Here is a 13,064-nt window from a genome sequence, read left to right as displayed (position 1 = left end):
CGCTGAATGCGGCACGGCACTACCGCACGACGACGCCCCTCGCCCTCCGCCCTCGCCCTCCCACCCGGACGGGGGTGGGGCGGACAGGACCGGGTGAGGGGGGCCGTCGTCGGGAAGGGGCCGGTCAGCGGCTGACCGATGACTCCTCGCGCTCCGCGACCGGCTCTGCTGCGGCCTTCTGACTGCGGGAGGACCGCAGGCGACCGACGACCGAGATGCCGATGGCCAGCACCAGCAGGGTGTAGACCGCAAGGGTGATGCCGCTGCCGACGAACACGGAGTAGTCGCCGCCGGAGGACATCAGGGCGTCGCGCAGCGAGGTCTCGGCGAGCGGGCCGAGGACCATGCCGATCAGCAGCGGCGCCAGTGGCACCGAGTAGCGGCGCATCAGGAAGCCCAGGAAGCCCAGGCCGGTCAGCAGGAACAGGTCGAACGCGGACGCCGAGGTGGCATAGACGCCGAGGCCGCAGAACACCGCGATACCGCCGAACAGGTAGGGCTTCGGGATGAGCAGCAGCTTCGCCCAGAGCGGGGCGAACGGCAGGTTCAGGATCAGCAGCACGATCATCGCGATGAAGAACGAGGCGAGCAGTCCCCAGACCAGGTCCGGTGCCCGCTCGAACAGCAGAGGGCCGGGCTGCAGGCCGTACTGCTGGAACGCGGCCAGCATGATCGCCGCGGTGGCCGAGACCGGCAGGCCGAGGGCCAGCAGGGCGCCCATGGCGGTGCCGGTGGTGGCGTTGCCGGCGGCCTCCGGGGCGGCCAGGCCGCGGATCGCGCCCTTGCCGAACATGGGCGTCTTCCGGCGCCGGTCCAAGTTCTTCTCCACGCCGTAGGCGATGAAGGTCGGCACGTCCGCACCGCCCACGGGGACCACGCCGAACGGCAGGCCGATGCCCGTGCCGCGCAGCCAGGCCGGGAGCGCGTCGCGGAACTCCGCCCCGGAGAGGAACGGGCGCCCGGCGGTCGGGATGGACCGGGCGGTGGGATCGCGGCGGATGCGGGAGGCCACGTGGAAGACCTCGCCGAGCGCCAGCAGGGCCACGGTCACGGTCACCAGGGAGATGCCGTCGAACAGCTGCGGGACGCCCAGGGAGAAGCGCTCCGCGCCGGACACCGAGTCGATGCCGATCGTGGCGATGCCCAGGCCCAGCACCAGGGCCACCAGGCCCTTGAGGACGTCGTCCGCCACCACGGAGGAGGTGGCCACGAACGCGAACAGGGCGAGCGCGAAGTACTCGGCGGGGCCGAAGTTCGCGGAGAGGTCCGCCAGGGCCGGGGCCAGGAACACGACCAGCACACACGAGACCATGCCGCCGATGAACGCGCCGATCGCGGCGGTGGCCAGCGCCTGCGGGGCCCGGCCGGCGCGGGCCATCTTGTGGCCCTCGAAGGTCGAGGCGATGGCCGAGGCCTGCCCCGGGGTGTTCATCAGGATCGCCATGGTCGAGTCGCCGAACAGGCCGCCGAAGTACACGCCGGCGAACATGATGAACGCGGCGGTCGGCTCCATGGCGAAGGTCATCGGCAGCAGCAGCGCCACGGCCATGGACGAACCGAGTCCAGGCAGGACTCCCACGGCGGTGCCCAGGAGGCAGCCGACCAGGACGAACACGAGGTTCATGGGCGTGAACGCGTGGGCGAAGCCCTCCATGAGCATGGACAGCGCCTCCATCAGAAGCCACCTCCGATCAGGCCCGAGGGCAGGTTCAGGCCCAGGGCGACGCCGAAGGCCAGGTAGACGATCGAGGACACGGTCAGCGCCACCACCAGATCACGCAACGGCGTGCGCGAGTTCATGGAGCGGGCCACGCACCAGAACAGCAGGGCCGCCGAGAGGATCCAGCCGGCGAACGGCAGCAGCGCCGCGAACGCGAGGAACCCGCCCACGGCCCAGGCGACGCAGCGCCAGTCCGTGAACGTGGGGTACTGGACGGCCGCCGCCTCCTCGGCGGCGCGGCGCTCCTCCTCGGAGACGTCCTCGTGTTCGCCGAAGGTGGCGGGCTCGGCCGGCTCCGGGGTCTTCAGGATCCGCAGCGCCAAGAGCACGGCCACCGCGTAGCCGGCCACCAGGACGATGGTCGGGAAGAAGGCGGGTCCCGGCGGGTCGGTGCCGTCCGGGACCTCCATGGTGAACACGCCGATCAGCAGGTAGGTGCTGAACGTCGCGAGGATCAGCGGGACGACCAGGCCCGAGCGGCCGTGGCCGAAGCCGGCCGACCGCTCGGGTGCGGTGCGCGCGGCGGCGCGGGACGTCGTCGGTGGCGTGGGGGCGGCGCTCACAGTCCCAGCTCCTTCACGATCTCGTGGGCCTTCTCCTGGTCCTCACGGATGAACTCGATGAGCTCCGGCCCGGTGAGGAAGGAGTCCTCCCAGCGGTTGCGCTCCAGCGAGTCCTTCCAGGAGGCGGACTCGCGGGTCTCGGTGACGATCTCCTCGAGGGTGGCGAAGTCCTCGTCCGAGATGCCCGGGGCGGCGAGGATGCCGCGCCAGTTCACCAGGTCCACCTTGTGGCCGAGGTCCTTGAAGGTCGGCAGGTCCGGGTAGTCGTCGAACCGCTCCGGGGCGGTGATGGCCAGGCCCTTCACGCGGCCAGCGTCGATCTGGTCGCCGACCTCGTTGAAGCCTGTGACCGCGATGTCCGCGGTGCCGGCCATGAGGGACTGCACGGATTCGCCGCCGCCGGCCTTCGGGATGAAGGTGATGTCCTTCGGGTCGATGCCCACATCCATGGCCAGCTGCGCGATCACCAGGTGGTCGATCGAGCCGACGGAGCCGCCGGTCCAGACCATGCCCTTCGGGTCGGCCTTCCACGCCTCGATGAACTCCTCCATGGAGCCCCACTCCGCGTCCGCCTTGACGATGAACGCGTTGTAGTCCTCCGCCATACGGGCCACGGGGCGGACGTCCTCGAGCGTGTACTGCGAGCCGTTGGTGGCGATGCCGCCGGTCATGGCCGCGCCGGTGGCCATGATCGTGTTGGCTTGGCCGGACTTGGTGACGAAGTTGCTCAGGCCGATAGTGCCGCCGGCGCCCGGGATGTTCACGACCTGCACGTTGTTGACGATGCCCTCGCCGCGCATGGCCTGCTGGCCCTCACGGGCGAAGGAGTCCCAGCCGCCGCCGACGCCGGCCGGGGCGATGTACGTGAGGTTCGAACGGAGGTCGTCTCCGGTGCCCGCGGCGCGGACGGAGAAGAAGGACGCGGCCGCGATGGACACGACCGCGACGAGGGCGAAGACCACGGTGCCGATGCCGACCTTGCGGTCCGGCGGCGCGGTGGTCCTGTCCCCCGGTGGACGGTGGGAGGGAGACATGGAGGGACTCCTGGGGTGCGAACGATGAGTGATGACCGTGACGGGCGTCACGGGTCGGTAGATCGTACTGCACCGATGGTGAGGAGGTCACACATGGCCTCGTCACAATGACGGGGCGTGACGTCACGGCGGACCCCACACGGCTGCGCACCTCTCCTGGCCCCTGTCTGTGCACGACGACGGCCCCTCGCCTCCGCCTGCCCGCCCACCGGAAGGGGTGGGCGGACAGGACCGGGTGAGGGGCCGTCGTCGGGAAAGGCCGGTCAGCGGCCGGGGGACCGTCAGGCGAAGATCGACTCCAGGCGCTCGCGCACCTGCGGGGTCACCAGCTCCATGACGTCCAGGGCCTTCAGGTTCTCCTGGACCTGCTCCACGGAGGAGGCGCCGAGGATCACGGTGGACACGTGCGGGTTCGAGGCCGTCCAGGCCAGGGCCAGCTGGGCGGCGGTCACGTCCAGCTCGGCGGCGAGGTCCACGAGCTGACGGACCTTCGCGGTGATCTGCTCGTCCGCGATGGAGTCCTTCACGAAGTCGTACCCCTCGAGGGCGCCGCGGGAGCCAGCCGGGATGCCATCCACGTACTTGCCGGAGAGGATGCCGGAGGCCAGCGGGCTCCAGGTGGTCAGGCCCAGGCCGATGTCCTCGTAGAGCCGGGCGAACTCCTTCTCCACCTTGGTGCGGTGCAGGAGGTTGTACTGCGGCTGCTCCATCACGGGCTTGTGCAGGTGGTGGCGCTCGGCGATGTTCCAGGCGGCACGGATCTCGTCCGCGCTCCACTCCGAGGTGCCCCAGTACAGGGCCTTGCCCTGGCTGATCATGTCGCTCATGGCCCAGACGGTCTCCTCGATCGGAGTGTTCGGGTCCGGGCGGTGGCAGAACACCAGGTCCACGAAGTCCAGGCCGAGGCGCTCGAGGGAGCCGTCGATGCCCTGCATGAGGTACTTGCGGTTCAGGGTGTTCTTCATGTTCACCATGTCACCGTTGATGCCCCAGAACAGCTTCGTGGAGACCACGTACTCGTGGCGGGCCCAGCCGAGCTCGGAGATGGCCCGGCCCATGATGGTCTCGGACTCGCCGCCGGCGTACACCTCGGCGTTGTCGAAGAAGTTGACGCCGCCCTCCTTGGCGGCGGCCAGCTGGTCCTTGGCCAGGCCCACGTCGACCTGGGTGCCGAAGGTCACCCAGGAGCCGAAGCTGAACTGGGAGACCTGGAGGCCGGAGGAACCGAGACGGTTGTAGATCATGTCGCTCATGCCTCCACGCTACTACCGCGGGGCGGGGTCGGAGCACGGGTGGAGACCCGGGGAGACGACGAAGGCCCCGGGACCTCTCGGTCCCGGGGCCAGCGCAGGTGGTGAGTGGAGCCGGCGGGAATTGAACCCGCGTCCGATGCAGTGTTGTCAGGGCTTCTCCGGGCGCAGTCTGCTGCGGGTGTTGCTCGGCCCTGTCCGTCCCGCAGACGGGCGGACAGCCCGGGCCCAGCCGGATTGATGTCGGCATCACGACCCCCGGCGAGGGTGATGCCCAGTGGCTATCTAGCTGACGCCACGGTCCGGGGCGACAGCAACCCCGGGGTGACGGACTCGATCACTGATCAGGCAGCGAGAGCGAAGTCAGTGCGCTTGGATTCGGCACTTATTGGTGTGCAGAGAGCGTTGACGAGATGACTCTGCATCCTCGGCCCGCTTCCCCTGTCGCGACATACATCGTCGAAACCGATCGGCCCCGTGGACGGGGACGACTCCCTCTATGGAGTTGTCAATCACCACTGTGCAGTCCGGCTCTGATCCGTCCTGCGAGTTCCATAACCTACCACGCCCCGGATCCATTCCCCCAGGGGTGGGAGTCTGCGGCCGTCTCGACGTCAGAGACGGTTCCGGGCGTGACCTGCCCCCGTCCTTCCCGACGACGGTCAGGCGACTCCGGCGCGACGGTTGCGGATCCGCATGGCCCGCTGGGCCTCGCGGTTGTCCTGCTTCTCCCGCAGCTTGTGCCGCTTGTCGTACTCGCGGTTGCCGCGGGCGACGCCGATCTCGACCTTCACCCGGCCGTCCTTGAAGTACAGGGTCAGCGGCACGATGGTGATGCCGGAGTCCATGACCTGGCGGCTGATCTTGGTCAGCTCGGCACGGTGCAGCAGCAGCTTGCGGCAGCGCCGGGCCGCGTGGTTGGTCCAGGAGCCGTTGAGGTACTCCGGGATGTAGACCTGCTCGAGCCACAGCTCGTCCCGGTAGAACACGGCGAAGCCGTCCACCAGGGAGGCCTTGCCCTCGCGCAGGGACTTCACCTCGGTGCCCTGCAGGACCATGCCGGCCTCGTAGGTGTCGAGGATCGTGTAGTCGTGGCGGGCCTTGCGGTTGGTCGCGATCACCACGCGCTCGCCCGGGGCCGGCTGCTTCGCGGCCTTGCCCTTCGAGTTCTTGCCCATGGTTCCCTTCCTTCCGCTTGGGGTGCGCACACGAGTGCGTCCGCACCCCCGGTGTGGGGATGCGGACGCACCAGTCTACGCCACGGCCCGCGGCGCGGCGCAGGGAAGCGCCGTTCCCGCGAAGCCGCCGGCGGGCACCTCCGAGGGGCCCGCCGTGGCTGTCGTCAGCTCAGCGTGGCGCCGGTGAGCTCGCGGACCTGCTCCTCGGTGACCCCGGGGGCGCACTCGACGAGCTTCAGTTCGGGCTGCTCCGGGGTGCCGACCACGTCGATCACCGCGAGGTCGGTGATGATGCGGTGCACCACGGCCTTGCCGGTGAGGGGCAGGGTGCACTGGTCCACGATCTTCGGGGTGCCGTCCTTGGATACGTGGTCCATCATGACGATCACGCGGCCGGCGCCGTGGACGAGGTCCATCGCGCCGCCCATGCCCTTGACCATCTTGCCGGGCACCATCCAGTTGGCGAGGTCGCCGGCGGCGGAGACCTCCATGCCGCCGAGCACGGCGACGTCGATCTTGCCGCCGCGGATCATGCCGAAGGACAGCGCGGAGTCGAAGAAGGAGGCGCCCGGCTTGACCGTGACGGTCTCCTTGCCGGCGTTGATCAGGTCCGGGTCCACGGCGCCCTCGGTGGGGTACGGGCCCACGCCGAGGATGCCGTTCTCGGACTGCAGCACCACGGTGCGGCCTTCCGGGATGTGGTTCGGGATCAGGGTCGGCATGCCGATGCCGAGGTTGACGTAGGCGCCGTCCGGCAGCTCCTGGGCGGCGCGGGCGGCCATCTGCTCTCGGGTCAGGCCGGTGGGCTTGGTGGTCTCGCTCATCAGGACTGCTCCTCCTCGGTCGCACGCACGGTGCGCTTCTCGATGCGCTTCTCGATGTCCTTGCCGACCTCCACGATCCGGTGAACGTACACGCCGGGCAGGTGCACCTCATCCGGGTCGATCTCGCCGGGCTCCACGAGCTCCTCGACCTGCGCGATGCACACCCGGCCGGCCATCGCGGCCGGCGGGCCGAACTGGCGGGCGGCCTTGTTGAAGACGAGGTTGCCGTGCCGATCGCCCTTCACGGCGTGCACCAGGGCGAAGTCCGTGACGATCGACTTCTCCAGGGCGTAGACCTCGCGGTCCGCCGGGTCCACGCTCACGTACCCCTCGCCGAGCTCGAAGGTGTCGGTGGGCTTGGCCTCGGAGGCCTTCACCACGGTGCCGTCCGCGTCATAGCGCATGGGCAGGCCGCCCTCGGCGATCTGAGTGCCCACGCCGGTGCGGGTGTAGAAGGCGGGGATGCCGGCACCGCCGGCGCGCAGCTTCTCGGCCAGGGTGCCCTGCGGGACCAGCTCGACCTCGAGCTCGCCCTGCAGGTACTGGCGCGCGAACTCCCTGTTCTCGCCCACGTAGGAGCTGGTCATCTTGGCGATCCGGTGCTCGTTGAGCAGGATCCCCAGGCCCCAGTCGTCCACGCCGCAGTTGTTCGAGACGATCGAGAGCTCGTCGGCACCCTGCTCCAGCAGGGCCTCGATCAGCTGGATCGGGTTGCCGGAAAGGCCGAAGCCTCCGACGGCCAGCGAGGCGCCGGACGGGATGTCCGCCACGGCCTCCGCGGGGGTCGCCACGGTCTTGTCCAGACTCATGTGTCCTCCTCCTTGAGGGTTCCGGGCCGGTGCGGCCCGGGCTTGCGGGTTCGTCGGCGGCGGCGTCCGCGGACACCGCCGCACGGGGTCGGGGTCAGGCGTCAGTGGGCGGTCCAGCCGCCGTCGATGGTGTAGGAGGCGCCGGAGACGAGCGCGGCGTGCTCGGTGGCCAGCCACAGCGCGAGGCCGCCGACCTCCTCCGGCTCCACGAGGCGCTTCACCGCGGCGTCGGCCAACAGGACCTTCTCGAGGACCTCGTCCTCACCGATGCCGCGGGTGCGGGCCTGGTCCTGGATCTGCTTCTCCACCAGCGGGGTGCGCACGAAGCCGGGGTTGACGCAGTTCGAGGTGACACCGTGCGGGCCGCCCTCCAGCGCGGTCGTCTTGGACAGTCCCTCGAGGCCGTGCTTGGCGGCCACGTAGGCGGACTTGAACGGCGAGGCGATCAGCCCGTGCGCCGAGGAGATGTTGATGATCCGGCCGAAGCCGCGCTCGTACATGCCGGGCAGCGCGGCCCGGATCAGCAGGAACGGGGCCTCGAGCATGATCCGGTGGATCAGCCGCCAGGTGTCCGGGTCGTAGTCCTGGATCGGGTCGATCCGCTGGATGCCGGCGCAGTTGACCAGGACGTCCGTGTCCAGGGACAGCTCGTCCAGGGCGCGGGTCTCGGACAGGTCCACGGCCCAGGCCGTGCCGCCGATCTCGGCCGCGACCTTCTCCGCGGCCTCGGCGGAGACGTCCGCGACCGTCACCTCGGCGCCGGCGGCGGCGAACGCCTCGGCGCAGGCCTTGCCGATGCCGGAGGCGCCTCCGGTGACCACGGCGCGGCGGCCGCTCAGGGAGAGGGCGGTGGCGTTCTCGGTCATGTCAGCGGACCTCCTGGAGTCCTCGGTGGGGATGCGTCACGACGACGGCCGCCCGCCCTGCGCAATGCGGGTGGACGTCGTCGTGCTGCCAGGCTCCCCCTGCCGCGGGCGGGCGCGCAGGGGTGTCCGGTCAGTGGAACAGGATGAGGGCCTCGCCCTGGCCGCCGCCGCCGCAGAGGGCGACCGCGGTGCGCCCGGAGCCGCGGCGGTTCAGCTCGTGTGCGGCGGTGAGGGCCAGGCGGGCGCCGGAGGCCCGATCGGGTGGCCGAGGGCGATGGCGCCGCCGTTGACGTTGCACTTCTCGGCCGGGTAGTCCAGGTCCTTGAGGGACTGCAGGGAGACGGCCGCGAAGGCCTCGTTGATCTCGATGAAGTCCAGGTCCTTGGCTTCCCAGCCCTGCTTGGACAGGGCGGAGATGATGGCGTCGGAGGGCTGGGAGTGCAGCTGGGAGTCCTTCGGGCCGGCGGTTTGGCCCGGGGCGCCGAGGGTGGCGAGGATGTCCAGGCCCTTCTCCTCCGCGTAGGCACGGGAGGTGACGATCACGGCGGCGGCGCCGTCGGACAGCGGGGAGGCGTTGCCGGCGGTGATGGTGCCCTCCTTGGCGAAGGCCGGGCGCAGGCCCGCGAGGGTCTCGGCGGTGGTGTCCGCGCGGACGCCCTCGTCCTTCGAGACGACCACTGGGTCGCCCTTGCGCTGCGGGATCTCCATGGGGGCGATCTCGGCGTCGAACACGCCGGACTCCTGGGCCTGAGCTGCGCGCTGGTGGGAGCCGGCGGCGATCTCGTCCTGGGCGGTGCGCTCGAGGCCGCGCTCACCGTTGCCGGACTCGGTCAGCTCGCCCATGGCCTCCTTGGAGAGGGCGTCGGTGAGGCCGTCGTAGGCCACGGAGTCCAGGACGGTGGTGGGGCCGTACTTGTAGCCCTTGCGGGCGCCCACCAGCAGGTGCGGGGCGTTGGTCATGGACTCCTGGCCGCCGGCCACCACGACCTTCGCCTCGCCGAGGCGGATCAGTCGGGCGGCGTCGATCACGGCGGTGAGGCCGGACAGGCACACCTTGTTGATGGTCATGGCCGGCACGTCCCAGGCGATGCCCGCGCCGAGGGCGGCCTGGCGGGCCGGGTTCTGGCCGGCCCCGGCCTGGACGACCTGGCCCATGTAGACCATGTCCACGTCCGCCGCCGGGACCTTGGAGCGCTCATGGCGTGCTTGATGGCGTGGGCGCCGAGCTGGACGGCCTGCAGTCCGGCCTGCTGGCCGAGCAGGCGGGTGAACGGGGTGCGGGCGCCGCCGACGATCACGGCGTCGGTCGGCTGCGGGGCGGGTGCTGTGGCGTTCTGCTCGGCCATGGTGACTCCACTTCCGCGGGGCACGCAGGCCGGCCCCGCTGTCAGTTAATCGGGATGAACTGGATCTGCACCCCAGTCTATGACTTGGGTCACCTGTTCGGCCACCATGCGGAGCCCTCAGGGGCGGGCCAGGGCCTCCAGCCGGGAGAGCGAGTCCACGAGCCGGCGAGGGTCCAGAGCCCGGGCGCGGGCCCGTCGTCGTGAGTCCTCCGGCGCCAGGCCGGTGCCGTCATAGGCGACCCAGGCGCGGGTCTCCTCCCCCTCCGGTGCGAGGGTCCAGGTCCAGACCTGGCCGCTGGGCGGGGCGTCCTCGAGCCCCGGCTCCCAGGCGATCACCCGGTCCCGCTCGAACCGCCGCACGCGGCAGACCACCCGGAACCCGTTGGCCAGGTCCATGCGGAACCGCTGGCCGGCGGCGGTGAGCGGACGCGGATCGACGGCGGTCGCCACGTTGGCGCCGCCGTCGATCTCGGGGTGCCGTGCCGGGTCGGCCAGCACGGCGAAGAGAGCCTCGGCACGGCAGTCCAGGACCGCCTCGGCGGAGGTCTTCAGGCCGTCCTCCGCACGGTGGGTCTGCGCCGCGCCGATCATGCTCATCCCTCCTCCGCGGCCTCCTTGGCCTGCTCGGCACGCCAGCGGATGCCGGCGTCGATGAAGTCGTCGATGTGCCCGTCGAACACGGAGGACGGGTTGCCCTCCTCATGGTTCGTGCGCAGGTCCTTGACCATCTGGTACGGGTTCAGCACGTAGGAGCGCATCTGGTCTCCCCAGGACGCCTTGACGTCTCCGGCGAGCTCCTTCTTCTTCGCGTCCTCCTCGGCCTTGCGCTGCAGCAGCAGGCGGGACTGGAGCACGCGGAGCGCGGCGGCACGGTTCTGGATCTGCGACTTCTCGTTCTGCATGGACACCACGATCCCGGTGGGGATGTGCGTCATGCGGACCGCGGAGTCCGTGGTGTTCACGGACTGGCCGCCGGGGCCCGAGGAGCGGAACACGTCCACTTTGAGCTCGGACTCGGGGATCTCGATGGTGTCGTCCGACTCGATGAGCGGGACCACCTCCACCGCGGCGAACGAGGTCTGGCGGCGGCCCTGGTTGTCGAAGGGGCTGATGCGCACCAGGCGGTGCGTGCCGGCCTCCACGGACAGGGTGCCGAAGGCGAAGGGGGCGTTGACCTCGAAGGTCACGGACTTCAGCCCGGCCTCCTCCGCGTAGGAGGTGTCCATCACCTTGGTGGACCAGCCGCGCTGCTCGGCCCAGCGCAGGTACATGCGCATGAGGATCTCGGCGAAGTCCGCGGCGTCCACGCCGCCGGCGCCGGCGCGGATGGTGACCACCGCCTCGCGCGGGTCGTACTCGCCGGAGAGCAGGGTGACGACCTCGAGCTCCTGGAGCGCCTTGGCGATGGAGTCCTTCTCGGTCTCGGCCTCGGCCAGCAGGTCCGGCTCGTCCTCCTCCGCGGCGAGCTCCACCATCGTCTCCAGATCGTCGATGCGGCCGGCGAGCTTGGACATGCGGTTGAGCTCGGCCTGGCGGTGGGAGAGCTTGGAGGTCACCTTCTGCGCGGCCTCGGGGTCGTCCCACAGGTCCGGCGCGGCGGCCTGCTGCTCGAGGTCCGCGATGTCCGCCTTGATCTTGTCGAGGTCGGACACCTGCTCGATGGAGGACAGGGTATGGCGCAGAGCAGAGATCTCTGCGGCGAAGTCAGTTTCAGCCATGGTGGGTCAAGCCTACAGGCGTCCGCGCGTCCCGGCCCGCCCGCGGACTCCCTCCATCACCGGCCGCCTCCCGCCGCGGGCCGCTTCCCGACGACGGCCGCCCGCCTCCGCCTGCCGGCTCACCTCTGCGTCAGCTCGGTCTCCAGCGCCGGCGTCTCCGCGAAGCGGGGCCGCAGCGCGTAGACACAGCGCAGCCGCAGCAGGGTGGCGTACTCGTAGAGCCCGACGCGCGGGGCGGGCAGCCCCTCCGCGAGGGCGAGCTCGTCCACGGTGCGGCGCACGACGTCCGCCCGGGCCGCCGACCACACCCCCTGCCGTTCCCGCCACAGGGCGTGGGCGCGCAGGTTGCCCAGGTCCAGGGCGGGGTCGCCGAGGCAGGCGGTGTCCACGTCCAGCAGACCCGCACCGAGTCCGGGGTCCCAGAGCAGCTGCTTGTCATGCAGGTCTCGGTGGGTGGGCACGGTCGCCGCGGCCGGCAGTCCCTTCAGGGTCCGGCACGCCGTCTGCACGGCCTGGGCGAACGGCGGCTGCGCCCCCGTCCAGGCGGCGGTGCGCTCGAGCCACTCCGCCAGCACGGCGACCTCCTGCTCCGGTCCGTGGACGGGCAGAGCCTCGGTGCCGTCCCCGGTGGCAGGACGTGGCCGGCGGGCGGCGGCGAGCGCGTCGGCGATGTCCGCCCAGGCACGGGCCCACTCGGCGTCCGTGAACGCGGACTCGTCATGCAGGCTGCGTCCGGGCAGGGCGGCGAAGCTCACGGTGGACTCGGTGGAGTCCACCACCTGCGGGGTGCGGAACCCGGCCTCGAAGGCGCGGGCGCGCTCGATGCCCTCGAGGATGCCCTGGGCCTTGCCGGCCCGGACGACCTTGGTGAACACGTCCCCCTCTGCGCCGGTGGTGCGCACCACGGCGCGCTTGCGGGGACGCCAGGAGACCACGGTGCCGCCCGCCGCCAGCAGCGGAGCCAGTGCCTTCAGCTTCGGATCTGCCTCCGCCGGGGAGAGCTCGAGGGCGCCGTCCCTCCAGAGGCCGGCACGCAGGGCGTCCCCGGCAGAGACCTCCACGGCCAGCTCGCCGTCCTGGCCGGAGGGCCAGCAACGGTCCACGGTCCAGACAGCCCCCTCGGCCTCGACCTTGGCCGGCGGAAGCCCGGCGCGGCCACGCACGGTCTCCTCGTCGGCGCCGGTCGCCGTGGCGGAGGCGACGCCAGAGCCCGAGGCGAGGGACGTCGCGGCGGCGAGGGAGCCGTCGTCGTGGTGCGGGGTACCGCCGGAGCGGGCGGCCTCCAGCTCACGCAGGCACGCACGCAGGTGGACCACACGATCAGTGACCTGCTCGGCCCAGTCCGCATGGCGGCGGCGCAACGGGTCCACCGCGGCGGTCAGATGGGCGTAGGCCTCCCAGACCAGCACGGTCACGGGGTCCGCCACACCATGGGCACGCGCATGCCCTGCGGCGTGGGCGTCGGCGAGCGCGGGCAGTCCGTCCCGCCGGCACGCGGCGTTCCAGCAGCCGAGGTCCACGGCGGCCGGACCGGTGCGGGCCCGGTCCACGTCGATGATCCGCACGAGTCGGGCGCCGTCTGCGGAGGCGGCGAGGACCTGGTCCGGGGACCAGTCCCCGTGCAGCTCCACCGCCGGATCCTGCACGCAGGAGGCCTCGAGCAGCGGCTGCAGCGTCTCGGCGGCAGCGCGGACGGCGTCGTCCAGCCAGGCGGCCGCATCGGCGATCGCCTCGGCGGCAGCGTGCGCGTCCGGGG

11 protein-coding genes, 1 other RNA gene and 1 pseudogene are annotated in these 13,064 nt (G+C 71.2%); all 13 read right to left on the bottom strand.

Going from position 1 to position 13,064, the window contains the following annotated elements:
- Positions 1-124 precede the first annotated feature (124 nt).
- Positions 125-1,675, bottom strand: a complete 1,551-nt coding sequence (locus AC2W7A_RS03685) for a tripartite tricarboxylate transporter permease (protein WP_485990173.1) — start codon at positions 1,673-1,675, stop codon at positions 125-127.
- Positions 1,675-2,283 (bottom strand): tripartite tricarboxylate transporter TctB family protein, encoded by a 609-nt coding sequence (locus AC2W7A_RS03680; protein ID WP_485990172.1) that lies wholly within the window; start codon positions 2,281-2,283, stop codon positions 1,675-1,677. Before AC2W7A_RS03680 ends, AC2W7A_RS03685 begins: the two co-directional genes overlap by 1 nt.
- Positions 2,280-3,317 (bottom strand): Bug family tripartite tricarboxylate transporter substrate binding protein, encoded by a 1,038-nt coding sequence (locus AC2W7A_RS03675; protein WP_485990171.1) that lies wholly within the window; start codon positions 3,315-3,317, stop codon positions 2,280-2,282. Before AC2W7A_RS03675 ends, AC2W7A_RS03680 begins: the two co-directional genes overlap by 4 nt.
- A 281-nt stretch (positions 3,318-3,598) precedes the next feature.
- Entirely contained in the window at positions 3,599-4,570 is a 972-nt protein-coding gene (locus AC2W7A_RS03670; RefSeq protein WP_485990170.1) for a potassium channel beta subunit family protein, read from the bottom strand.
- Between the two features lie 103 nt (positions 4,571-4,673).
- Positions 4,674-5,044: a transfer-messenger RNA gene (gene ssrA, locus AC2W7A_RS03665) on the bottom strand.
- A gap of 185 nt (positions 5,045-5,229) precedes the next feature.
- The gene (smpB, locus tag AC2W7A_RS03660; protein ID WP_485990169.1) at positions 5,230-5,745 is read right to left on the bottom strand and encodes an SsrA-binding protein SmpB; all 516 of its coding nucleotides are present in this window, start codon (positions 5,743-5,745) and stop codon (positions 5,230-5,232) included.
- Positions 5,746-5,909: 164 nt separating this feature from the next.
- Positions 5,910-6,569, bottom strand: a complete 660-nt coding sequence (locus AC2W7A_RS03655) for a CoA transferase subunit B (protein WP_485990168.1) — start codon at positions 6,567-6,569, stop codon at positions 5,910-5,912.
- Positions 6,569-7,378, bottom strand: coding sequence for a CoA transferase subunit A (locus AC2W7A_RS03650; RefSeq protein ID WP_485990167.1), 810 nt, complete (start codon positions 7,376-7,378; stop codon positions 6,569-6,571). Before AC2W7A_RS03650 ends, AC2W7A_RS03655 begins: the two co-directional genes overlap by 1 nt.
- 101 nt (positions 7,379-7,479) lie before the next feature.
- Positions 7,480-8,244, bottom strand: coding sequence for a 3-hydroxybutyrate dehydrogenase (locus AC2W7A_RS03645; protein WP_485990166.1), 765 nt, complete (start codon positions 8,242-8,244; stop codon positions 7,480-7,482).
- A gap of 130 nt (positions 8,245-8,374) precedes the next feature.
- Positions 8,375-9,590, bottom strand: a pseudogene (locus AC2W7A_RS03640) (acetyl-CoA C-acetyltransferase).
- Positions 9,591-9,707: 117 nt separating this feature from the next.
- Positions 9,708-10,187 (bottom strand): SRPBCC family protein, encoded by a 480-nt coding sequence (locus AC2W7A_RS03635; RefSeq protein ID WP_485990165.1) that lies wholly within the window; start codon positions 10,185-10,187, stop codon positions 9,708-9,710.
- Complete coding sequence (prfB, locus tag AC2W7A_RS03630; RefSeq protein WP_485990164.1) at positions 10,184-11,308, bottom strand: peptide chain release factor 2; 1,125 nt, start codon at positions 11,306-11,308, stop codon at positions 10,184-10,186. Before prfB ends, AC2W7A_RS03635 begins: the two co-directional genes overlap by 4 nt.
- 119 nt (positions 11,309-11,427) lie before the next feature.
- Positions 11,428-13,064 (bottom strand): phosphotransferase family protein (locus AC2W7A_RS03625; RefSeq protein WP_485990163.1); only part of this gene is annotated, 1,637 nt, incomplete at its 5' end.

The sequence above is a fragment of the Micrococcus sp. LASM2_SD2 genome (assembly GCF_057364565.1).
The sequence above is the reverse complement of the archived record's forward strand: the minus strand, read 5'-3'. Positions and strand labels throughout refer to the sequence as shown.

Excerpts from the sequence above, each read along its gene's own strand:
- AC2W7A_RS03685 (WP_485990173.1), bottom strand. The coding sequence starts at position 1,675 with ATGGAGGCGCTGTCCATGCTCATGGAGGGCTTCGCCCACGCGTTCACG.
- AC2W7A_RS03675 (WP_485990171.1), bottom strand. The coding sequence starts at position 3,317 with ATGTCTCCCTCCCACCGTCCACCGGGGGACAGGACCACCGCGCCGCCG.
- AC2W7A_RS03670 (WP_485990170.1), bottom strand. The coding sequence starts at position 4,570 with ATGAGCGACATGATCTACAACCGTCTCGGTTCCTCCGGCCTCCAGGTC.
- smpB (WP_485990169.1), bottom strand. The coding sequence starts at position 5,745 with ATGGGCAAGAACTCGAAGGGCAAGGCCGCGAAGCAGCCGGCCCCGGGC.
- AC2W7A_RS03655 (WP_485990168.1), bottom strand. The coding sequence starts at position 6,569 with ATGAGCGAGACCACCAAGCCCACCGGCCTGACCCGAGAGCAGATGGCC.
- AC2W7A_RS03650 (WP_485990167.1), bottom strand. The coding sequence starts at position 7,378 with ATGAGTCTGGACAAGACCGTGGCGACCCCCGCGGAGGCCGTGGCGGAC.
- AC2W7A_RS03645 (WP_485990166.1), bottom strand. The coding sequence starts at position 8,244 with ATGACCGAGAACGCCACCGCCCTCTCCCTGAGCGGCCGCCGCGCCGTG.
- AC2W7A_RS03635 (WP_485990165.1), bottom strand. The coding sequence starts at position 10,187 with ATGAGCATGATCGGCGCGGCGCAGACCCACCGTGCGGAGGACGGCCTG.
- prfB (WP_485990164.1), bottom strand. The coding sequence starts at position 11,308 with ATGGCTGAAACTGACTTCGCCGCAGAGATCTCTGCTCTGCGCCATACC.